Raw genomic sequence first — 20772 nt, 5'->3', positions numbered from 1 at the left:
TCGGGCAGAGGTGGCATAGTGTGACAAAGCCTGCGGCTGTGCCACGTTCCCGTCAGGTAAATAAAAGTTTAGGTAGATTTCTGGAGACGGTGCCTTGCGCATTCTTGTGGTTGAAGATGACGCCCAGACCGCTGCGTACTTGCTACGCGGGTTGAGCGAAAGCGGTCACATCGTCGATATCGCCAGCGATGGCAATAGTGGGCTGGGCATGGCCCTGGAGCAAATCCATGACGTGCTGATCGTCGACCGGCGTTTGCCCGGCCTCGACGGTGTCGGCCTGGTCAAGGCGCTGCGAGCTAAACAGTTGCGGGTGCCGATCCTGATGCTCAGCGCGCAGGCGTCCACCACCGACAAGGTTGAAGGCCTGCAGGCCGGTTGCGATGATTATCTGGCCAAGCCGTACGCGTTCGCCGAAGTGCTGGCGCGGCTCGATGCCTTGCTGCGTGGGCGCGAACAGACGACGAGGCCTGCGCGACAGTTGCAAGTCGGTGAGCTGCAACTCGACTGCGCCACACGCACCGCCGTACGCCAGGGCCGGGTCATTGCCTTGCAGCATCGCGAGGCGCTTTTGCTTGAGAAACTCATGCGCCACAGCGGTCAGGTGGTGACCCGCGACATGCTGCTCGACAGCGCCTGGGACTACGCTTTTGACCCCAATGACAACGTTATCGATAAACATATCCATCGCTTGCGGCGCAAACTCGATGAAGGTTTCGACTATTCGCTGATCAAGACCATTCCCGGTGCCGGCTACAGCTTTCAGGAGACGCCGGAGCAAGGCTAAACAAAAGTTTATCTGCCGACGAACGCTCTGGCAGGCACCCCTCGCTATCTTCTGCCCATTCGTGGATTGCTCCACACAGGTTTAGCGGGGGATGGCTTGCCCATGTCGGTATCAACTTTGGCGGCACGCAGCAGGCGGGTTGCGTGTCTTTCATCCATGGCGTTGACGTTGTTCGGCATGCTCATGCTTGACGGCTGCTCGATGGTGCCGCAATACCAGCAACCCGAGTTGCCCCTGGCGCAACAGTTCAATGGCCCGACAGACAGCTCGGCGGCTCAGGGGGGCCAGTGGTGGCGCGAGTTTCACAGCGCCGAACTTGACTCATTGATCGCCCAGGGCCAAGCCTCCAACTACACCCTCAAGGCGGCGGTCAGCCGCATCGATGAAGCCCGCGCCTCGGCGCAGGTGGCCGGGGCGGCGCAATATCCGGCGCTGAATCTGGGGGGCAATTACCAACGACAGAACAATTACGGCTCGACGGAAAAACGCAGCGTATTTGCCGAAGCTACCTATGAAGTGGATTTCTGGGGCAAACAACGCGCTGCCGCTGACTCCGCCGATGCGTTGGCCAATGCCACGGTATTTGATGCGCAAACCCTGCGCATGAGCCTGGGCGCGAGCATCGCCGACCGCTACTTCGAGGTGCTGTCCCTGGAGGACCGGCTGCGTCTGGCCCAATCCATTGCCGACGATGCGCGACAGGTGTTGGATCTGGTGGAAGTCCAGGCCAGCCAGGGCGCCGTGTCGAATCTGGAAGTCGCCCAGCAGCGCAATGCCATGCAGACCTTTGAAGCGGCGATGCCGCCCCTGCGGCAACAACGGGATCTGGCGTTGTACCAATTGGCTGTGCTGGTGGGGGCCCAGCCCGAGGGCTTTCATCTGCAAGGAAACGGGCTGAAAACCTTGCAAGTGCCGCAGCCTTCGACCGGCCTGCCGATTGGTTTGTTGCGTCAGCGGCCGGACATCCAGGCCGCTGAAGCTCGGCTGAAATCCGCCAACTTCGACGTGGGCGTGGCCCGCGCCGCGTTTTTACCGAACCTGTCGCTGGATCTGCTGGGCGGCATCGATACGCTCGCCGGCGGCCAGATCTGGAGCGCCATCGGCACGCTCAGCCAACCGGTATTTGCCGGTGGTCAGCTCAAGGGTCAACTGCATTTCGACCAGGCCCATGTTCAGGAACTGGCATCGAGTTATCGCGAGTCGATCATCGAAGCGCTGCAGGATGTTGAAACCCAGCTCAGTGCGGCCCGCGAACTCGATAAAAGCTACGCCCTGAACCAGTCCGCCGTGGACTCTGCCCGCGAAGCCGCACGTCTGGCGCAGGTTCGCTACCGACTCGGCTCGACCGATTTCCAGACACTGCTGATCGTCGAACGCACCCAATACCAGGCCGAAGACACGCTGTTGCAGGTACGCCTCCAGCATTTGCAGGCCGCCGTCGGCCTGTTCCGCGCCTTGGGCGGGGATTTCTCGCCGGACACCCTCGCTTCCAATTCTTCTGCTCAGGTGGCTCACCCATGAATGCCTTGAACCCACGTCGTCGCGTTATGTTCGCAGGGGCAGTGGTGCTCTCGCTGGCCGCTGTCATCGGCGGCTTTCAATGGACCCGGCAAGCCCATGCCGCACCGGTGAAGGTCGATGCAGGCGCCGTGCCGGTGCAGATGACCCAGGTCAGCCGTCAGGACCTTCCCGTCTGGATCAGCGCCATCGGCAATGTGCAGCCGCTCAACAGCGTGAATGTGCGGGTGAGGGTGGATGGAGAGTTGCAAAAAGTCCTGTTCAACGAAGGGCAGATCGTCACCGCTGGCAACTTGCTGGCGGTCATCGACCCGCGTGTGTATCAGGCACAGGTGGCCCAGGCACAGGCCTTGGTGGCCAAGGATCAGGCGCAACTGGCTAACCTGAAGGTCAACCTTGACCGGGCCAGTAAACTGGCCGCCGCCAAGGCCGGGCCGACCCAGGACGTCGACACCTACCGCGCCCAACTGGGCGCGCAGCAGGCCACCTTGCAGGCCGATCAAGCGGGACTGGACGTGGCGCGCCTGCAACTGGAATTCACCCAGGTCAAGGCACCGTTGACCGGTCGTACCGGCCAGCGCCTGCTGGACGTCGGTGCGATTGCCCACGGCGCCGAAGCCACCGGACTGGTGACGATCACCCAGATGAACCCGATTTCCGTGGCCTTCGCCGTGTCCCAGGATGAACTGGCGGAAATTCTCGAAGAGAACGCCAAAGGCGCATTGCAGGTGGTGGCGATGACCCGCGATGGACAACAGGAAATCGCCCGCGGCCATTTGAGTTTTATCGACAGCCAGGTCACCGCCGCCAGTGGCCAGATCCAGCTCAAGGCGCAATTCGACAATGGCGCCGCGAAACTCTGGCCGGGCGAGTTGGTGAGCGCGCGGTTGCTGGTGCAGACGCATAAGGACGTGGCCGTGGTCCCGGCCGACGCGGTGCAATTGGGGCGTCAGGGTAACTTCGTCTATGTGGTGGATGCCGATCAACGGGTGCAACCGCGTCTGGTCGATGCCGCCACCGTCGTCGATGGCAAGCAGTGGATTCGCCAGGGCCTGGCGGCTGGTGAAACCGTGGTGGTGCAGGGCCAGTCGCGCATCGCGCCGGGGCTGAAGGTCACGCCGGTCAAGACCGAAACCGCTGCCGATTTGGCGGAGGCGGCCCAATGAATGCGCTGGCCGGACTGATTCAACGGCGTGTCGGGCTGAGTCTGTTGGCCATCGGGGTCTTGCTGCTCGGTGCCTTTGCTTACTTTCATCTGCCTGTGGCGCCGCTGCCGACGGTGGATTTCCCAACCATTCAGGTCACCGCCAAACTCTCTGGGGCAAGCGCCGAAACCATGGCGTCTTCGGTGGCGACGCCTTTGGAGCGCGCCTTTGCGGCCGTGCCGCAAGTGACGTCGATGACCTCGTCGAGTGCGGCGGGTAAAACCCAGGTTGTATTGCAGTTCGATCTGTCGCGAGACATCGATGGTGCCGCGCAGGATGTGCAAACGGCAATCAACACGGCCACACCGAATCTGCCCAAGACCATGTCCAGCGCACCGACCTTCAACAAGGTCAATCCGGCTGAAGGTACAGTGATGTCACTGGCCGTGACTTCACCCGTGCGCACATTGCCAGAGCTGGACCGCTACGCCGATAACTACATTGCCCAGCGCTTGTCGCAGATGCCCGGCGTCGGCCTGGTGGATTTTCACGGAGAGCAGAAACCGGCGGTGCGGGTGCAGATCGATCCCGATGCGCTGGCCGCTCGTGGCCTGACCCTGGAGGATGTGCGCAGTGTGATCGGCGTCAGCACCCTTGATCAGCCCAAGGGCACCCTCGATGGTCAAAGCCGTTCGATCACCCTCGGTGCGACCGATCAATTGCTCGACCCACAGCATTATCGTGATCAGGTCATCGCCTATAAGAACGGCATGCCGATCAAGCTCGGTGACCTGGGTAGGGTGATTGCCGGCGCCGAGGACACGCAACAAGCCGCGCAATTGGGTGCCGAGCCAACGGTTATCGTCGACATCCACAAACAGCCGGGCTTCAACCTGCTGTCGACCATCGCCGCCCTCAAGGCCAAGCTGCCCGAGCTGACCGCCTCGTTGCCGCGAGACGTACAGGTACAGGTGGTCGGTGACCGTACCCAAACCATCGAAGCCTCGGTCAACGACATGCAGTTCACCTTGCTGCTGTCGATTGCGCTGGTGGTCGTGGTGATCTTTGTGTTTCTGCGCAAAGCCACGGCAACGCTGATTCCCAGCCTGACCATCCCGTTGTCCCTGGTGGCCACGTTCGGGGTGATGTACTTGTTGGGCTATAGCCTCGACAACCTGTCGATCATGGGCCTGGCGATTGCCGTAGGGTTTGTGGTGGACGATGCCATCGTGGTCATGGAAAACATTGTCCGGCATCTGGAGATGGGCAAGTCGCGCCTGCAATCGGCGGTCGACGGTTTGCGCGAGGTGGCGTTCACCATTGTCTCGATGACGGTGTCGCTGATTGCGGTGTTCCTCCCGATTCTGTTGATGTCTGGCATTGTCGGGCGCTTGATGCGTGAATTTGCGGTGACCGTCAGCGTCGCGATTATCATGTCCGGCATCGTTTCCCTGACCATCACACCGATGCTCTGCGCGTGGCTGCTCAAACCCCATGCCGATCATGAAGAGGGGCGCTTTGCCCAGGCCTGCGAGCGGGTGTTCGAAGGCTTGCACAATGGTTATCGCCGTAGCCTGGATTGGGTGCTGGACCATCAGCGCATCACCATGGCGGTGGCCATCGCAACCATGGTGGCGACGGCAGCGCTGTATGTCGGCATCCCCAAGGGCTTCTTCCCGCAACAGGACAACGGCTTGATCCAGGGTGTGGCCGAAGCAGCGGCTGATATTTCACCCATCGCGATGCGTGCACAGGTCAACCGCGCTGCCGACATCATCGGCCAGGACCCGGCGGTGGCCCGGGTGTATTTCTGGATCGGCCCGAACCCGACCGTGAGTCAGGGCAAGGTGATGATCAACCTGAAGCCGTTCAGCGAGCGCACCACCAGCGCCGCCGACGTTATCCGTCGCCTGCAACCGGCGCTCGACCGGTTATCCGGAATCAAAGTGTTCATGCAGGCCAACCAGGACATCCAGATTGGTGGTCGGGCCAGCAAGACCCAATACCAGTACACCCTGCAAGACCCGGACAGTGTCGAACTGGATCACTGGAGCGGTGTGCTGCTGGAGAAACTCAAGAGTTTGCCGCAGTTGCAGCACGTAACGTCGGACCAGCAACAGGCCATCGCCCAATCGACCCTGGTGATCGACCGTTCCACGGCTGCACGGCTGGGCGTAACGGTGCAGGCCATCGACGACGTGCTGTACGACGCCTTCGGTCAGCGACAGATTGCGACGATGTTTACCCAGCTCGATCAGAACCACGTGATCCTTGAACTCGACCCGAGCTGGCAAACGTCCACCGCCACCCTTGAGCATTTATTTGTCCGCGCAAGTTCCGGCGCCCTGGTGCCGCTGAACCTGCTGGCCAGCGTCAAGACTGAACAAGTGCCGATCATCATCAACCACCAGGGCGTGTTCCCGGCCATTACCCTGTCGTTCGACCTCGCGCCCGGCCATGCCCTGAGTGAAGCGGTCACCGCGATCAATCAGGCGTCCCTGGCCGAGGCCATGCCCGACACCGTGCTGGGCAGTTTCCAGGGCACCGCCCAGGCTTTTCAGGACTCATTGAAGTCACAACCCTGGCTGATTCTGGCGGCGATCCTCACGGTCTACATCGTACTGGGCGTGCTGTACGAGAATGCGATTCACCCGCTGACTATCATATCGACCTTGCCTTCAGCTGGTTTCGGCGCACTGCTGGCATTGATGCTCTGTGGTCAGGATCTGTCGGTGCTGGGGATGATCGGCATCATTTTGCTGATTGGTATCGTCAAGAAGAACGCGATCATGATCGTCGACTTCACGTTGCAGGCCCAGCAGCAGGGCCTGTCGCCCCGGGATGCGGTGCGTGAAGGTTGCCTGTTGCGCTTGCGACCGATTCTGATGACCTCACTGGCTGCCTTGCTGGGGGCCGTGCCGCTGGCGTTCGGGCACGGTGCCGGCTCCGAGTTGCGTCAGCCGTTGGGCATCGCGATTGTCGGTGGCCTGGCGGTATCGCAGATACTGACGCTCTACACCACGCCGGTGGTCTATCTCTGGTTCGAGCGCCGACGCCGCAAAACGCTGCCTGAAACCGCAGAGGTCAACGTTTGAAACCCATGCCATGCATTCGCCGCGATCAGTCGGAGATTTTTTCCTGTGGCTTGCCGTGTCGAGCTAACAGGACATTGCCATCCCAATCTCCATTTGCTGTTCCTTCGGGCCGAGGCAGGAGTTGCCTGTTGTCAAAAACGCTAGCCAGAGTGCCCCTTGGTGCATTCATACCGGGCTGTGTCGACGTTAACGTCACGAGGGAGAGGGGATGATAGAAGCGCTCCTCCACAACTGACCCCATCCACAGCGCTGAAGAGCGCCCGTTCGTGAGCTCGAAATCGACGACCCATACTCGAAGCACGAGGCGCGAGCTGGTCAGCGCGCCGTCACTATTCGGTCGAATGAGCGTCAGACTGGGGAGGCGACCACTGGCGAAAAGTGGAATGACTGGGAGCGCTGCCGAGTCGGTCTGGATGGAGAGCCAATTCAGGGCACTCAACGGTGTCCAGGCCGCTGAGTCGCGCCACCCGTTACGCTGCAGGACATCCCTCAACTCCGTCAGGCCACCGGCCCACTGGAACGTCAGCGGCTCATTCGTTTCACCAGTCAGATCGATACGCCGTGCCGGCAGTTGTTCCCAACCCGACGCCCACCAATCCGTGGCGGTCATGGACGGCTCTACTGACTTGATGGCATAGCGATCGCTGTCTGTCGCATGGCTACGATAGACATTGAGTCCGCCGGCCAGAATCAGTGCCAAACCGCCGACGGCGAATAAGCCCATAGAGTCAATGCGTCCGGCTTGGCGCTTCAGGTAGGACAGGCTGAGCAATGCCAGCCACGCTGACCCGAATGCCATCCCCCCGAGCACGTCGGAAAGCCAATGCGCACCGAGGTAGAGACGCGAGAAGGCAATCAGAAATACCAGGGTTGCTGCGCCGAGAATGACCACCAGGCGCCATGCCGGACGGATCTCTCGCGCGATGAGAAAAGCAAGGAAACCGTACAACACGAAGTTGACCGTGCTATGGCCGCTGGGGAAGGAAAATGCACTCCACCCAGAGTAGAGAAGTTCACCGGGGCGAGCTCGATGCAACGCGACTTTGATGATTGTGTTGAGCACCGAAGCGCCGGTAATCGCTACCAGCCAATAAATGGCTGTACGCCAGGCGCGTTTCCACAGGAGCCACAGTAAGACAGCCGTCGTGACCGCCACCACGACCAGGGTGTCGCCGAGCTCTGTAATGGCGATCATCACTGCATCACCTGGCGCTGTACGAAGATCCTGAAGAGCGTGGAATATCGCGCTGTCTGCGAGCAGTAACGGGTCACCGGTGACCACATCTTCAAGGATGCCGAAAAAGAGCCAGGCTGCACCGACGAGAAGCACTGCCGACAATGCGAGAGTCCGTGCTTCGGGCCGTGAAGGATCAAGCAATCGGGTGACGCCGCGGCTCAACCGTGTGTCGTGGGTGCCTGCCCACGACCGCAGTCGCCGCAGTGCGCCGATGAAGAAAGGGACACCGTGACGCAACGTCCAGCGCACGATATGCAGGATTGCCCAGCCCGTCGCGAGTAGAACGACCAACAAGATCGCAAGCGGCTTGGCAGCCGCTCCAAGAAGGCGAAACGTTGCGCCTGCGAGAACGCCTGAGAGGATATGCGACAAAGCCCAAGCGAACGCCGAGGTGACATTGACAGCATAGAATCGACTGGCCGCCATCCCCATCATTCCGGCGAATAGCGGGATGAAGGCGCGGACACCCGGTACAAAGCGCGCGAAAAACACACTCATGGCGCCGTGACGCTCAAAGAATGCTTCGCTGCTTTGAATCAGTTCAGGGTGTCGGTTCAAAGGCCAGAAACCAAGAATTTCTCGGTGGTATCGACGCCCGAGCCAACACGAAAGACCATCGCTCACGATGGCACCTGACGTGGCGGCGATCAGCAGCGGCCAGAGCAGCAATACGCCACTGGGCACCAAGGCACTGAGTGCGAGAATCACCGCTGTACCGGGAACGACAGCGCCGATAATCGGGATTGACTCGCAAAGTGCCAGAAGAAACACCGCCAGATAGGCAATATGCGGATTCACCGTGAGGAACTCGATGATCGATGAGACCAGGGACGTCATCATTCGCAGGCAGCCTGTGCAATGTCGGTGAGCACGCAATCGATGTGCGTGTCTTCCCGATAAGTCGCACGCCGTTATGAAGCGGGTGCCGTGTCAGTGGTGAGCACTTCGGCACGCCTTTCAAAGCTACCACGGTGCAACGAGTGCGCGGGGCCACTAACGGCCCCACCGTTGCACTTTCAGCGCGAGGATGAATCATGCGTATGTGGATAGGAGAAGCGGCACGGCTCATCAGCCGATGGATGATGGCGGCGGGTATCAGCCTTGTCGCAATCTTGACCAGTGTCCAGGCTCAAACCACACCTCAAGCCACTCTGGAGATAAAGAGCTTGCTGGACTATGTCGAGCATAGTGAATGTCTGTTTGTGCGCAACGGGGACGAATTCTCAGGTCCCCGGGCTCGGGCGCATCTGGAGCAGAAGCTGAAATATCTCGAAGGCAAGAATAAGGTGAACAGCGCAGAAGACTTCATCGAACTTGCTGCCACCAGAAGCAGCATGAGTGGCCGCGCCTATGAGGTGCGATGTCCAGAAGGCGTGCAACCGGCGGGTACCTGGCTGAAGAGGGAGCTACAGAGGCAACGGCAGCTTCATTGATTTTTACCCACCGGGGGACGCCTTTTCATGATGACAATACGGGCTGACTCAAACCAAATCTTTAGGCTGCATGGTCAACGCTTGATGTGGAAGCGTGGCGGCGATGCCGATTGTCTTGGGAACTGAAGCCTTTATGAAACAACGGCTTCAGCTCTGCGCGTTCAAAAACAGTGAGAACAGCTCGGACTGAGATTTAATGCCGAGCTTGCTGTACATGTGCTTGCGGTGGACCTTTACAGTCTCCGCGGAAATCGCCAGCTTGCGCGCGATCTCCTTGTTCGAGCAGCCGCTGAGCATAAGCCGGCCGACTTCCAGTTCGCGGGCTGAGAGCGGCGTTTCCAACTGCTGGTCAGTGGAGTCCAGCCAGCTCTGCCAGCTTGGTGTCGGCGACGTGTTCTGCTCCAGCGCTTCCCGCTCGAATGCCATGCGCTGACGCATCAGGGCGGCGACCCAAGGCTGGATGAGTGTGAGCAGGGCGGTCTGCTCCGCACTGAAGAGACACTCATTTCCCAGCGACAGGCTGAGGGTGCGTTCCGCGTCGAGCTGGACGTTGATATGTACTTCGTCGGCAACGACATTGAGGCGGAAGTAGCGTTGGTAGTAGTCGGTTTGTTCGAAGCACTCCGGCGCCGCGTCGGCTAGCCAAAACAAACCGTTCTGCGGTGCTTCCCGGTTGGCCAGGTAAAAGGGGTCGAGCAGATACAGGCCTTTGAGGTAATCCTGAAAGAGTGGATCTGGCCCGCCATCCTTGCCTGGGCATTCTGCGAGCACCTGCGGCCGGCCATTGCTGAAAATCAGCACAACCCAACTGTCCACTGGAATGTATCTATCCAACAGACGCACCAGGGTCAACCAGAAATTAGGACGGTCAAGTGCCTCTATGAGCCTGCCAATCGCCTGGTGCCAGGCCATGTCCTGCAATGTAATGCTCACGTTTCTACCCATATGGGGTTACCCCATCGAAGTAATTACTTTCCGTTTTATGGCTCTCCATACTCCATTTCAGCCCTGGCGGGTGCTGTTCAGTTTTGCGATTGCGAGCCCACATACACGTGAAAGGATCACCGATGAAGATTGAGCTTGTACAACTTACCGGTCGCGATGGCGATACTGCTTATAACCTGGAGCGTACCTTACAGGCCATCGCTACTTGCGCAGTGGATACCGATCTGCTGATTTTTCCAGAGACGCAGTTGATGGGATTTGCCAGCGCGCAACAGCTCGCCGAAATCGCCGAGCCCGTTAACGGGCCAAGTGTGCAGGCCGTGCAGCGCGCCGTACGCGAACGGAACGTCTCAGTGGTGGTTGGTCTGGCTGAGAACGACTCCGGCACCTTCTACAACACATCCTTGCTGGTAACCCCACAAGGGATCGCCTTGAGTTATCGCAAGACTCACCTTTGGCCGTCGGAACGCGGACTGTTCCAACCGGGAGACCGCTATGCCACTGCGCTCTGGAGGGGCATCCGTGTCGGCATTCTGATTTGCTACGACATTGAGTTGCCGGAAAGTGCTCGGGCGCTCGGCCAACTCGGCGCCGAGCTGATCCTTGTCACTAACGGCAACATGGATCCCTACGGCCCTGTCCACCGCACCGCGATTATGGCTCGCGCTCAGGAGAACCAGGCATTCGCGGTGATGGTAAATCGAGTCGGCGACGGCGATGAAGGCCTCGTCTTTGCCGGTGGGAGTGCAGCAATCGATCCCTTCGGGCGCACGCTATTTGAAGCGGGGCGCGCAGAGTGCCGGCAGGTGGTGGAGCTGGATCTCGACCTGTTGCGCACCGCCCGCCACGACTATGACTACCTCAGTGACCGCCGCCTGCTCCTGACCGGCGAGCAGATTGAGCACGGTGATGGCCGACGTGAACTACTCATCCCCTGAATCAGGCGCGAGGGGTTTAACCATACCTCAGCGATTGTTCCGCTTTAACGCCGATCTCGCCCCTGCCACAACAATAATTCACACACTAGCAAGAGCAGTGCTCGTGTCCCTGGACTCGGTACTAACGCTCTGGAGCATCCCCATGAAACCAATTCGTTACATGCAATTCGCGCTGGTCTCGCTGTTCAGTTTCGGCCTGGTCTGCGCCGAGGCCGATGAAGCTGAAAAGCACAGTGTTCATATCTACAACTGGTATGACTACATTGCCCCGAACACGGTAAAAGACTTCCAGAAAGAAGCGGGCATCAGCGCTGTGTACGATGTGTTCGACAACAGCGACGTCATGCAAAGCAAACTGATGGCTGGCCGCAGTGGCTATGACGTAGTGGTTGCCAGTGCCGACCTGCTACCGAACCTGATCAAAGCAGGTGTGCTGAAAAAACTGGATCGCTCAAAGCTACCCAACTGGTCCCATCTCGATCCCGACATCCTCGCCAAGTTGCAGAGCAACGATCCCGGAAATAGCTATGCGGCCCCTTATCTGTGGGGTACCACAGGCATAGGCTATGACGCGGATAAGGTTAAATCGATACTCGGCGCAGATGCGCCAGTCAATTCCTGGGACCTCATTTTCAAGGAAGAAAATCTAGCCAAACTTAGTCAATGCGGTGTGGCCATGCTGGACGCTCCTAGCGAGGTTATTCCCATCGCATTGCACTACCTTGGACTGCCATACAACAGCCAGAACCCGGACGATTACAAAAAAGCCCAGGAACTGCTGCTGAAACTTCGTCCCCATATCGTTTACTTCGACTCTTCCAAATTCATCTCTGATCTAGCCAATGGCAACATCTGCATCGTGCTGGGCTGGGCGGGGGGTGTCGCCGATGCGCAAAAAGCCTCCAAGCTGGCTGGCAACCATCGCAACCTTGTCTACAGCATTCCACGCGAAGGTGCCCCGGTGTGGGTGGAGAGTCTGGTGCAGCTCAACGATGCGCCGAACCCGGAGCAAGGATTGGCCTTCATCAACTATATGTTGCGCCCCGAAGTCATCGCTGAGTCATCCAACTACCTGAGCTATCCGAATGCCAACAAGGATGCCACTGCGCTTGTCGAGAAAAAAATCCGCGACAACCCAGGGGTGTATCCGTCCAAGCAAGTGTTGGACACGTTGTTTCCGCTAGAACCACTCCCGCTGAAGATGGAGCGCATTCGAACCCGCGCGTGGAACACGGTCAAGACCGGCAATTGATTGGCAGACTCGGTTCTGCTGATGGTTGGCCAAGCCCCAGTCATGAAACAAATCAAAACAAGAGAGAGATCATGAAAGACACGATGAAGCCACGCGCCCGCGACCTGAACATTCAGTTCGGCCAACTGCAATCCGGTCCCCTAAATGCCATCACCGATGTGCCGGGCGTACGGGTCGGTCACAGTAATGTGCGAGGACGCACCGCCAACGGCCGCGACGTCCTGACCGGTGTAACGGTCATCGAACCACGTGTTGGTTCCACCAGCCAGCAACCGTGCTTTGCGGGCGTCCATGTGTTGAACGGCAACGGCGACGCCACCGGTCTGGAGTGGATTCGCGAAGCGGGTCTTTTGACCAGTCCCATCGCTTTCACCAACACCCACAGCCTGGGCGTGGTGCGCGATGCACTGGTTGTGCTGGATCGTGAACAACAGCCGGATGACGGCCGTCTCTACTGGAACATGCCGGTGGTACTGGAGACCTATGACGGCCTGCTCAACGACATCAATGGTTTCCATGTGAAATCCGAGCATGTGGCCGAAGCTCTGAGTAATGCGGTGAGTGGACCCGTTATCGAAGGCGCGGTTGGTGGTGGCAGCGGCATGATCTGCCACGAATTTAAGGGCGGTATCGGCACCGCTTCGCGGCGTCTGAGCCGCACTCAGGGCGGCTGGACTGTTGGCGCCATCGTCCAGGCGAACCACGGCATCCGTAACGAATTGCGCGTCGACGGCTACCCGGTCGGACGCTACATGGAACAGGCCGACTCGCCGTTCCTCAAGGCTTCGCTGCCGCACCCGGGCATGGGTTCGATAGTCGTTTGCCTGGCCACCGATGCGCCGTTGCTGCCGCACCAATGTACGCGCCTGGCGCAACGCGCCAGCCTTGGTCTCGCCCGCACCGGTGGTGGTAATGAAGACCACAGCGGTGACATCTTCATCGCCTTTTCCACCGGTAATCATGTGCCGCCGGCCGCTTACGAAAGTAAGCGCGCGCCGACCAGCGACAACCTAAGCATGGTCAACAACGACCACATCAGCGAGTTGTTTCTGGCCGCCACCGAAGCGGTGGAAGAAGCCATAATCAATGCCTTGTTAGCCGCTGACACCGCCGAAGGCAACGGCCATGCCGTGCCGGGACTGGATTGTGAGACGCTGCTCAAAGCCTTGCATCAGGCCGGCTGGCCGGGAGCGGCGAATGGTTAACTGATCTAGCGGTATTCAGGTGGTGTGCTTGTTCCGCGTTCATGCCACCTGCATCTGACTGCCTCTGGCCGTTTTCAGCCCTCAAGACCTGACCTTAACTGGCTAACGCATCAAACGATATCGTCGATGAGTATGTGATGCAGCCCGCGGCTGCACTGCTCGATGCGTGCCTCAACCTTGTATACGTTGCGCAGCATTTGTTTGGTGATTACCTCGTGGCTTGGGCCGCTGCCTTGAGTGGTGCCGTCCGCGATAACCAGCACCTGATCGGCAAAGCGCAGTGCCTGGTTCAGGTCGTGGATGGCGATAAACACAATGACCTCGCGTTTACGGGCAAGTTTGCGCATGAAGTCCAGCACCTGCACCTGCCGATACATATCGAGCGCGCTGGTGGGTTCGTCCATCAGCAGGATTTCCGGCTCGCGCACCAGCGTTTGTGCGATCGAGACCAATTGTTGCTGACCTCCGCTCAATTCGCCGAGGTTGCGAAACGATAGTCCCGTGATGCCCAGCGCCGCGAGAATCTCGTCGACCAGTTTCAATTCGTCGTCGTGTACGACCCAGCCCGGTGTCAGTTGTTTACGCGCCAGCAGCACTGACTCGTAGACCGTCAGCCGGGCACTGGCATTCAAACCCTGAGGCATATAGCTGATGCCCTGTGCGCCTTTTTTTGAGTCTTGCAGGATGACCTGCCCGGGGCCATCGATCAGCCCGGCCATGCGTTTGAACAATGTGGACTTGCCTGCGGCATTGGGCCCGACCACCGCGACCACCTGACCACCGAAAAAAGCCGCGGTTGTGACGCCGCGAATGATCTCGCGCTGGCCGTAGCGGGCACCGAGATTCTCCAGCTGAAGCGTTACCATGAATTTTTCTTCCCGCCGAGAATCAAGGATATGAAGAACGGCACGCCGATCAACGAGGTGACGACCCCGATGGGGAATATCGCGCCCGGTATCAGGGTTTTGCTGACCACAGAGCTTGCCGACAGAATCAATGAGCCGGTCAGCAACGAGGCCGGCAAAAAGAACCGTTGGTCTTCACCAATCAGCATGCGGGCGATGTGCGGGCCAACCAGCCCGATGAATCCGATGGTGCCGACAAAGGCCACCGGAAACGAGGCCAGCAGGCTGACCATGATCAGCGTCTGAAATCGCAGGCTGCGCACGTTGATGCCGAAACTGGCGGCCTTGTCATCGCCCAGTCGCAGGGCCGTCAGGGCCCAGGCGCGTTTGGCGAAGATCGGCAGGGTGATGAGAATGACCAGGCAGATCACCCCGAGCTTCGGCCAGGTGGCCTTGGTCAGGCTGCCCATCGTCCAGAACACCACGGCGGCCACGGCTTGCTCGGTGGCGAAGAACTGCACCAGCGCCAGCAGCGCATTGAACGTGAACACCAGCGCTATGCCGAGCAGCACGATGGTTTCTGCGGTGACGCCGCGACGCATGCTCAAAAAGTGGATCAGCAGCGCCGACAACATGGCCATGATGAACGCGTTCAACGGCACCATGAACTGCGCTGCCAGCGGGAACAGCGCGACACCGAACGCCAGCCCCAGCGCCGCACCAAAACTGGCGGCGGCGGAAATGCCCAACGTAAACGGACTGGCCAACGGGTTGTTGAGGATCGTCTGCATCTGGGCGCCCGCCAGCGACAACGCCGCGCCGACGGCAACGGCCATCAGGGCCACCGGGAGGCGGATGTCCCACATCACCACACGCACCTGTGGTGAAGCGCTGTCCGGCGAGAACAGTGCGCCGAGGACTTCGCGCAAGCTGTAACTCGCGGGTCCCAGCGCCAGGTCGAGCAATACGCTGCACAACAGCAAGATCACCAGACCGGCGAGAATCAGGCGTTTACGCAGCACCAGGCGACGATAGGTTTCGCGCTGGACGACCACGGTGTCGGTCAATGAACTCATGGTTTTACCTCAGGCTGGCGCAAGCTGACAAAGTAGCCGGACTCATAAGGCACCGGCAGAAAGCGCTCATGCAGTTCACGAAATGACGCGTCCGGATCCAGATCGGCAAACAGCGTTGGATGGAACCATTTCGCCAATTGCTGGATGGCCACGAACTGGTAGGGGCTGTTGTAGAACTGATGCCAGATGGCGTGAAAGGCTTGATCGTCCTGAGCCTTGATTCCGGCGTAGGCCGGACGCTGGGTGTACCAGGCGAGTTTTTTCCTGGCTTGAGCCATGTCCGCGCCCGGACCGACACCCACCCAATGGCCGCCGGGGGCAAAGGCTTCCCAGTTGGCGGTGGTGACAACGACATGCGCCGGGTTGGAGACGATGACCTGCTCGGGGTTCAACTGGCCGAACGTGGTGGGAATGATTCGGCGGGCGATGTTGTTGCCGCCGGCCATATCGACGAACAGGCCGAAGTTCTCGTTGCCAAAACTCAGGCAGCAATCATCGGTGTAGCCTCCGATGCGCTCGATGAACACGCTGGGGCGGGGTGGATGTTGTTTCTCGATGACGTCGGTGACGCGATGAATCTGCTGGTTGCGAAAATCGATGAAGGCTTCGGCGCGTTGCTCCTTGCCGAACAGTTGGCCGAACAGGCGCATGGTCGGTTCGGTGTTCTGGATCGGGTTATTGCGAAAGTCGACGTAAACCACCGGGATGCCCAAGGCGTCGAGCTTCTCGATGTAGCGCGCATCTTCGGTCGCGTGCTGCGCTTCAATATTGAGGATGATCACGTCCGGGCGTTGGGAGATGGCCTGCTCGATATCGAAGGTGCCGTCTTCAAACCCGCCGAAGGTGGGGATTTTTGCAATGTCGGGGAATTTGCGCAGGTAGGCGCCGTAGGTGTCCGGGTCCGACTGGATCAGATCCTTGCGCCAACCGACGATACGCTCGATGGGGTTTTGTGTGTCCAGCGCGGCGACCAGATACAACTGCCGGCCTTCACCGAGAATGACGCGCCTGACCGGCAAGTGCACCTTGACCTTGCGTCCCAGCAGATCGGTCACCTCGGTGAGCGCCGGATCCGCTTCAGCGGCGAGCACGCTGCGCGGTGCGAGGCAAAACACTGCCAGGCTCAGCAGTCCTGCCAGTAGCAGCGCAGCGAAAGCGTGGCTGCGTCGATCAAAAGTCACCATGGTCAAAGCCTTTGCAAAAGCCAGAACGGTCAACGGCTCACACCGTCGCCGGGCTGAACGTTTCAGAAATCGACAGTCGCCGACAGTAATAAGGTGCGCGGTGAGCCCTGGGAGAACGCGCCGTAAGAGGCCACGCCCGACCAGTATTCGTGGTCGAGCACGTTTTGCACGGTGGCGCGAAACGTGGTCGGTCGTTCATCGATGCGGGTGGTGTAGCGTGCGCCGACATCGAAGCGGGTCCAGTCATCCAGTTGCTGGGTGTTGGCCTGGTTCACGTACTGGCTCCCGGTATGAATTGCACCACCGGTGAGCGTCAGGCCTTCGACCCACGAGGTATCCCATTCGGCCCAGAGGTTGGCCTGCACCTGCGGCACGCCGACCGGTTTGTTGCCACGGTTGGCGGCAACCCCGGTTTCGGTCAGTTGCGCATCGAGCAGGGTTACGCCACCGAGCAGGCGTGTGCCTGGAACGACTTCGCCGAACACATTGAGCTCCAGCCCGCGGTTGCGCTGTTCGCCCTGCACCGAAAACACACCGGATACCAGCTCGCCACTGGGTTTCTTGATTTGAAACAGGGCAAGTGTCGAGGTGAACGTGCCGTAGTCGACCTTGACCCCGACTTCCTGTTGTCGGGAGACATAAGGGGCAAAGATCTCGCCGGCGTTCGACGCGGCCGAGGGGGCAATGTCACCTTTGCTGAGGCCTTCGACATAGTTGTAATAGAACGAAACGTGGTCCCAGGGTTTGACCACCACACCGAACAGCGGCGTGGTTTTGCCGTCGTCGTAAGAGGTGGTGACCGTGCCGACCGCGGTGTAGTTGTCGGAGTGGATGTTCTGCTTGCGCAGGCCGAGCGTTACCTGAACGCGCTCATCCAGCACTGACAGCGTGTCGGCGAGGGCCACGCCGGTCAGTTCACTCTCGGACACCTTGGGCGTGTCCGGCTTGGGGATGGCGGGTTCCGGGCGATCCACCGGGTGATAGATATTCGACAGGATGGGGGGGCCGGAAATGATCCCCCGGGACAGTACATCCCGATAACGGCTGACCTGCAGGGCGGCCCGGTGACTGATCGGCCCGGTGTCGAAGCGCAGGCGCGCACCGGCGTCGACGGTGTACCGCTCGACTTCGAATTTGTAATAGCCGGGAACGGAAGAGGTGTCGCCGGCCGCATTGATGATGGTCGGGGTCTGGTCGGACATGCGCGCGACGTCCGATTTTCCACCGCCGGCGTGGGCGAACACCGTCAACGCGTCGCTGAGGTCGTATTCGCCGCTGAGCAGGGCCGATTTGTCACGGGTTTCGGACCAGCCCCATGCCTGGCTCACATTGGTACGGCCATTGGCGGCGGAGGGAATGTCCACGCCCGGGGCGATCAGAAACGGCCTCGAGGCGGCATCGAAGTGTTCTTTCTGGTTGAGCCAGTCGAGGGTGGTTCGCAGGCGTTCACCCTGATAGTCGAGGGATATGGCGCCGATATTGACGTGACGGGATTGATCGTCGATCGCTGTGTCGCCCTGCTGAGTACTGCCGTTGATGCGCACGCCGAACCGGCGTTCCTCACCAAAGCGTCGGCTGACATCGAGGTGCCCACCGACCTGCGAATCCATGGCGTAACTGGCGGTGAAACGGGTCAGGTCCTCATCGAGGGAGCGCTTGGGCACGACGTTGATGACGCCGCCAACTGCATTGTTGGGCGACATGCCGTAGAGCAGGGCGCCGGGGCCTTTGACCAGCTCGATGCGCTCGGCGTATTCGGTGAATACCCGGTAGTTGGGTGCCACGCCGTACACGCCGTCAAATGCCAGTTCGCCGAGGTTGCCTTCACCAACCGGAAAACCGCGGATGAAAAACGAGTCGACAATGCCTCCCGTCTGTCCCGTAGAGCGTACCGATGAGTCGCGCTCCAGCACATCGCCGACGGTGACGGCCTGCTGATCCTTGATCAGCGTCGAGGTGTAGGTGCTGACACTGAAAGGCGCGTCCATCACATCGGTGTTGCCCAGGATGCCCAGGCGCCCGCCGTTGGCGACCTGTCCGCCGGAATACACGGTTGGCAGGGTCTCGGTGCGTTTGTTGGTGCCGATGACGGCCGTCTCATCCAGCGTCACCCGGCGCGGCACCAGCGTGTAGCTGCCGTCGCGGCGCGCAACCATGTCCAGGCCACTGCCCTCCAACAAGCGAGAGACCGCCTCCTGGGTGGAGTAGGTGCCGACCAGTGCGGGACTGATCAGGCCTTCGGTCAACGATGGCTGGAACGACAGCGCGATGCCGGCGTCCACGGCAACACTCGACAGGGTCGCCCCAAGGGGGCCGGAAGGAATGTCATAGGCACGGACCGCGACAGCGTCCAGTTGCTCAGGCACGACGGCCAAGGCAAACGGGCAAATGGCACCGATCAGGACAAGGCTTAGCAACGCACTGCAAAAAACTGGGCTGAACTGACGATCCGGGCGCAGGAGGCGTGCAGCGAACATGAATGGATGAACCTATAAACAGGACGAAAAAGTTCTTCTTCCCCATAGCCAGTCGAGATCAAAAAAAGTATCACCTGTGCGCACTTTTTTTGGCTCAGGCCGGGGAAAGCATGACCCAGAAGCCATTCAAGTGGCCGCTGACGAGGATCGGATAGGTCTGCGTCAACATGTTCAACGTGCGCTGGGTGTCGCTGATCGGAAAGGCACCGGAAATGCGCAAGTCGGCAATCGCCGGATCGAGTCGCACAAAGCCGCGGCGATAGCGGGTCAGTTCGGCGACGAAGTCCGCCAGGCGCATCTTGTCGGCCATCAACATGCCTTGGGCCCAGGCGCCGATGTAACGATCGGTGGCGGTGACCTGGCCAAAGGTGTCGGACGAAAAGTCGGTGCGCTGGCCGGCATTGATGATCAATGGTGATCCCTGGCGATTCTCGGCCAGATCGACCTGCACCGCGCCTTCCAGCACCGCAAGATGAGTGCGTGACTGCAGTTCTCGAACGGTGAACCGTGTGCCCAGTGCCTGCATTCGGCTCTGGCGGGTGCTGACCAGGAAAGGCCGCGCCAGCGGAGAAATATCCGGTGCGGTCTGCACCAGTATTTCGCCTTCACGCAGGCGGATGAGCCGTTGGTGGGCATCGAACAGCACGTCGATGGCGGTATCGGTGTTCAGGGTGATGTGCGAGCCGTCAGCCAGGGTCAACTCGCGTCTCTGGCCGACAGCCGTGTGATAGTCCGCCGACCATTGCAGGGATTGCGCCAGCTTCAAGCTGCCCCAACCGGCCGGCATGATCGCCAGAATCATCGCCAGTTTGCCCAGCGCTGCGCGACGCTGCGGGCTGCTTGGGCGGTCCAGCGCCGACATCGCCAGTGACGGTGGCAGGCCGCCGAATTTGCTCTGCAATAACTGCGCGCGACCCCAGGCACGGCCACGCTCGGGCGTGCTGACTTTCCAGCATTCCCATTCGGCACGTTCAGCGTCACTGAGTTCGCGCTCACTGAGGCGCATCAGCCAGTCTGCGGCTTCTTCAAGGGCTTGGTGATCGGGATGAGGTGCTTGGCGGCGACTGAGCATTTATTCCACCAGCAACAGGCATTGCACGAAGGCTTGCTTCATGTAGCGTTTGACGGTGATCAGTGACACGCCCAGTTGCTCGGCGATGTCGTCGTATTTCAGGCCGCTGATTTGCGACAGCAGGAACGCACGTTTGACCAGGGGCGGCAGGGCATCGAGCATCGCATCGATTTCGTGCAGGGTCTCCAGCACCATGAAACGCAATTCCGGCGAAGGCACTTCGGGAGCGGGCACATGAGCGAGGGCATCCAGATAGGCACGTTCCAGTGCCTTGCGCTGGTACCAGTTGATCAGGATGCCCTTGGCCACGCAGCTCAGGTACGCGCGAGGTTGTTCGATGACCGTGACCCGGGAGGCGAGGATCCGAGTGAAGGTGTCCTGTGCCAGATCCGCCGCATCCATGGCGTTACCCAGTTTTTTTCTCAGCGTCGCATACAGCCAGCCGTGATGGCCGCTGTACAGGGCTTCGATCGTACGCAGGTGATCGTCGTTGTTCGCGGAAAGGGTTTCGCTCATGGCTGCGGACTTTCATGCAATTGAGAAGTATTCCCAATGCTAGATTACAA

16 protein-coding genes are annotated in these 20772 nt (G+C 59.9%); 8 read left to right on the top strand and 8 right to left on the bottom strand.

Annotated features, from left to right (window positions below; all coding sequences use genetic code 11):
* Positions 1 to 94 precede the first annotated feature (94 nt).
* The 4 genes from ACM6I0_RS06850 to ACM6I0_RS06835 all read left to right on the top strand — a co-directional run bounded on the left by ACM6I0_RS06850 (position 95) and on the right by ACM6I0_RS06835 (position 6542).
* Positions 95 to 784, top strand: coding sequence for a response regulator transcription factor (locus ACM6I0_RS06850; RefSeq protein ID WP_414921811.1), 690 nt, complete (start codon positions 95 to 97; stop codon positions 782 to 784).
* A gap of 102 nt (positions 785 to 886) precedes the next feature.
* Positions 887 to 2305 (top strand): efflux transporter outer membrane subunit, encoded by a 1419-nt coding sequence (locus tag ACM6I0_RS06845; RefSeq protein ID WP_414921810.1) that lies wholly within the window; start codon positions 887 to 889, stop codon positions 2303 to 2305.
* Complete coding sequence (locus tag ACM6I0_RS06840) at positions 2302 to 3468, top strand: efflux RND transporter periplasmic adaptor subunit (RefSeq protein ID WP_414921809.1); 1167 nt, start codon at positions 2302 to 2304, stop codon at positions 3466 to 3468. The genes ACM6I0_RS06845 and ACM6I0_RS06840 overlap by 4 nt, the downstream gene beginning before the upstream one ends.
* Positions 3465 to 6542 carry an efflux RND transporter permease subunit gene (locus ACM6I0_RS06835; protein ID WP_414921808.1) on the top strand — a complete coding sequence of 1026 codons (3078 nt, stop codon included), beginning with the start codon at positions 3465 to 3467 and terminating at the stop codon, positions 6540 to 6542. The genes ACM6I0_RS06840 and ACM6I0_RS06835 overlap by 4 nt, the downstream gene beginning before the upstream one ends.
* A 25-nt stretch (positions 6543 to 6567) precedes the next feature.
* Here the strand turns inward: ACM6I0_RS06835 and ACM6I0_RS06830 are convergent, their stop codons facing one another.
* Entirely contained in the window at positions 6568 to 8619 is a 2052-nt protein-coding gene (locus tag ACM6I0_RS06830; RefSeq protein ID WP_414921807.1) for a phosphatase PAP2 family protein, read from the bottom strand.
* A gap of 194 nt (positions 8620 to 8813) precedes the next feature.
* Here ACM6I0_RS06830 and ACM6I0_RS06825 point away from each other — a divergent pair, with 194 nt between their 5' ends.
* Complete coding sequence (locus tag ACM6I0_RS06825) at positions 8814 to 9212, top strand: DUF5329 domain-containing protein (RefSeq protein WP_414921806.1); 399 nt, start codon at positions 8814 to 8816, stop codon at positions 9210 to 9212.
* A gap of 147 nt (positions 9213 to 9359) precedes the next feature.
* Here the strand turns inward: ACM6I0_RS06825 and ACM6I0_RS06820 are convergent, their stop codons facing one another.
* On the bottom strand, positions 9360 to 10145 hold the full coding sequence (locus ACM6I0_RS06820; RefSeq protein WP_285435094.1) for a helix-turn-helix transcriptional regulator: 786 nt from the start codon (positions 10143 to 10145) through the stop codon (positions 9360 to 9362).
* 134 nt (positions 10146 to 10279) lie between these two features.
* On the opposite strand from ACM6I0_RS06820, the gene ACM6I0_RS06815 reads away from it, so the two are divergent.
* The 3 genes from ACM6I0_RS06815 to ACM6I0_RS06805 all read left to right on the top strand — a co-directional run bounded on the left by ACM6I0_RS06815 (position 10280) and on the right by ACM6I0_RS06805 (position 13552).
* A complete protein-coding gene (locus ACM6I0_RS06815; protein ID WP_414921805.1) occupies positions 10280 to 11095 on the top strand; it encodes a carbon-nitrogen hydrolase family protein in 816 nt (271 codons plus the stop codon).
* A 142-nt stretch (positions 11096 to 11237) separates the two neighbouring features.
* Entirely contained in the window at positions 11238 to 12347 is a 1110-nt protein-coding gene (locus tag ACM6I0_RS06810) for a polyamine ABC transporter substrate-binding protein (protein ID WP_414921804.1), read from the top strand.
* An 83-nt stretch (positions 12348 to 12430) separates the two neighbouring features.
* Positions 12431 to 13552: a P1 family peptidase gene (locus ACM6I0_RS06805; protein ID WP_285435166.1), complete on the top strand. Its 1122-nt coding sequence runs from the start codon at positions 12431 to 12433 to the stop codon at positions 13550 to 13552.
* A gap of 110 nt (positions 13553 to 13662) precedes the next feature.
* On the opposite strand, the gene ACM6I0_RS06800 is transcribed toward ACM6I0_RS06805, so the two are convergent.
* From ACM6I0_RS06800 to ACM6I0_RS06775, 6 genes are all read right to left on the bottom strand, one after another.
* Entirely contained in the window at positions 13663 to 14418 is a 756-nt protein-coding gene (locus tag ACM6I0_RS06800) for an ABC transporter ATP-binding protein (protein WP_414921803.1), read from the bottom strand.
* Complete coding sequence (locus ACM6I0_RS06795) at positions 14412 to 15473, bottom strand: FecCD family ABC transporter permease (RefSeq protein ID WP_285435090.1); 1062 nt, start codon at positions 15471 to 15473, stop codon at positions 14412 to 14414. The genes ACM6I0_RS06800 and ACM6I0_RS06795 overlap by 7 nt, the downstream gene beginning before the upstream one ends.
* Complete coding sequence (locus ACM6I0_RS06790) at positions 15470 to 16657, bottom strand: ABC transporter substrate-binding protein (protein WP_222587472.1); 1188 nt, start codon at positions 16655 to 16657, stop codon at positions 15470 to 15472. Before ACM6I0_RS06790 ends, ACM6I0_RS06795 begins: the two co-directional genes overlap by 4 nt.
* A 62-nt stretch (positions 16658 to 16719) precedes the next feature.
* A complete protein-coding gene (locus ACM6I0_RS06785) occupies positions 16720 to 19134 on the bottom strand; it encodes a TonB-dependent siderophore receptor (RefSeq protein WP_414921802.1) in 2415 nt (804 codons plus the stop codon).
* A 94-nt stretch (positions 19135 to 19228) separates the two neighbouring features.
* Entirely contained in the window at positions 19229 to 20206 is a 978-nt protein-coding gene (locus tag ACM6I0_RS06780) for a FecR domain-containing protein (RefSeq protein ID WP_414921801.1), read from the bottom strand.
* Complete coding sequence (locus ACM6I0_RS06775; protein ID WP_285435086.1) at positions 20207 to 20722, bottom strand: sigma-70 family RNA polymerase sigma factor; 516 nt, start codon at positions 20720 to 20722, stop codon at positions 20207 to 20209. It lies immediately after the preceding gene.
* Between the last annotated feature and the right edge of the window lie 50 nt (positions 20723 to 20772).

The sequence above is a fragment of the Pseudomonas sp. IT-P294 genome (assembly GCF_949767865.1).
Taxonomy (GTDB): Bacteria; Pseudomonadota; Gammaproteobacteria; order Pseudomonadales; family Pseudomonadaceae; genus Aquipseudomonas.
This window is presented reverse-complemented; position numbering and strand designations above follow the sequence as displayed.

What these genes read in the sequence shown, in the direction of transcription:
- ACM6I0_RS06845 (WP_414921810.1), top strand. Translation starts at nt 887, where the DNA reads ATGTCGGTATCAACTTTGGCGGCACGCAGCAGGCGGGTTGCGTGTCTT.
- ACM6I0_RS06840 (WP_414921809.1), top strand. Translation starts at nt 2,302, where the DNA reads ATGAATGCCTTGAACCCACGTCGTCGCGTTATGTTCGCAGGGGCAGTG.
- ACM6I0_RS06835 (WP_414921808.1), top strand. Translation starts at nt 3,465, where the DNA reads ATGAATGCGCTGGCCGGACTGATTCAACGGCGTGTCGGGCTGAGTCTG.
- ACM6I0_RS06830 (WP_414921807.1), bottom strand. Translation starts at nt 8,619, where the DNA reads ATGATGACGTCCCTGGTCTCATCGATCATCGAGTTCCTCACGGTGAAT.
- ACM6I0_RS06825 (WP_414921806.1), top strand. Translation starts at nt 8,814, where the DNA reads ATGCGTATGTGGATAGGAGAAGCGGCACGGCTCATCAGCCGATGGATG.
- ACM6I0_RS06815 (WP_414921805.1), top strand. Translation starts at nt 10,280, where the DNA reads ATGAAGATTGAGCTTGTACAACTTACCGGTCGCGATGGCGATACTGCT.
- ACM6I0_RS06810 (WP_414921804.1), top strand. Translation starts at nt 11,238, where the DNA reads ATGAAACCAATTCGTTACATGCAATTCGCGCTGGTCTCGCTGTTCAGT.
- ACM6I0_RS06805 (WP_285435166.1), top strand. Translation starts at nt 12,431, where the DNA reads ATGAAGCCACGCGCCCGCGACCTGAACATTCAGTTCGGCCAACTGCAA.
- ACM6I0_RS06800 (WP_414921803.1), bottom strand. Translation starts at nt 14,418, where the DNA reads ATGGTAACGCTTCAGCTGGAGAATCTCGGTGCCCGCTACGGCCAGCGC.
- ACM6I0_RS06795 (WP_285435090.1), bottom strand. Translation starts at nt 15,473, where the DNA reads ATGAGTTCATTGACCGACACCGTGGTCGTCCAGCGCGAAACCTATCGT.
- ACM6I0_RS06790 (WP_222587472.1), bottom strand. Translation starts at nt 16,657, where the DNA reads ATGGTGACTTTTGATCGACGCAGCCACGCTTTCGCTGCGCTGCTACTG.
- ACM6I0_RS06785 (WP_414921802.1), bottom strand. Translation starts at nt 19,134, where the DNA reads ATGTTCGCTGCACGCCTCCTGCGCCCGGATCGTCAGTTCAGCCCAGTT.
- ACM6I0_RS06780 (WP_414921801.1), bottom strand. Translation starts at nt 20,206, where the DNA reads ATGCTCAGTCGCCGCCAAGCACCTCATCCCGATCACCAAGCCCTTGAA.
- ACM6I0_RS06775 (WP_285435086.1), bottom strand. Translation starts at nt 20,722, where the DNA reads ATGAGCGAAACCCTTTCCGCGAACAACGACGATCACCTGCGTACGATC.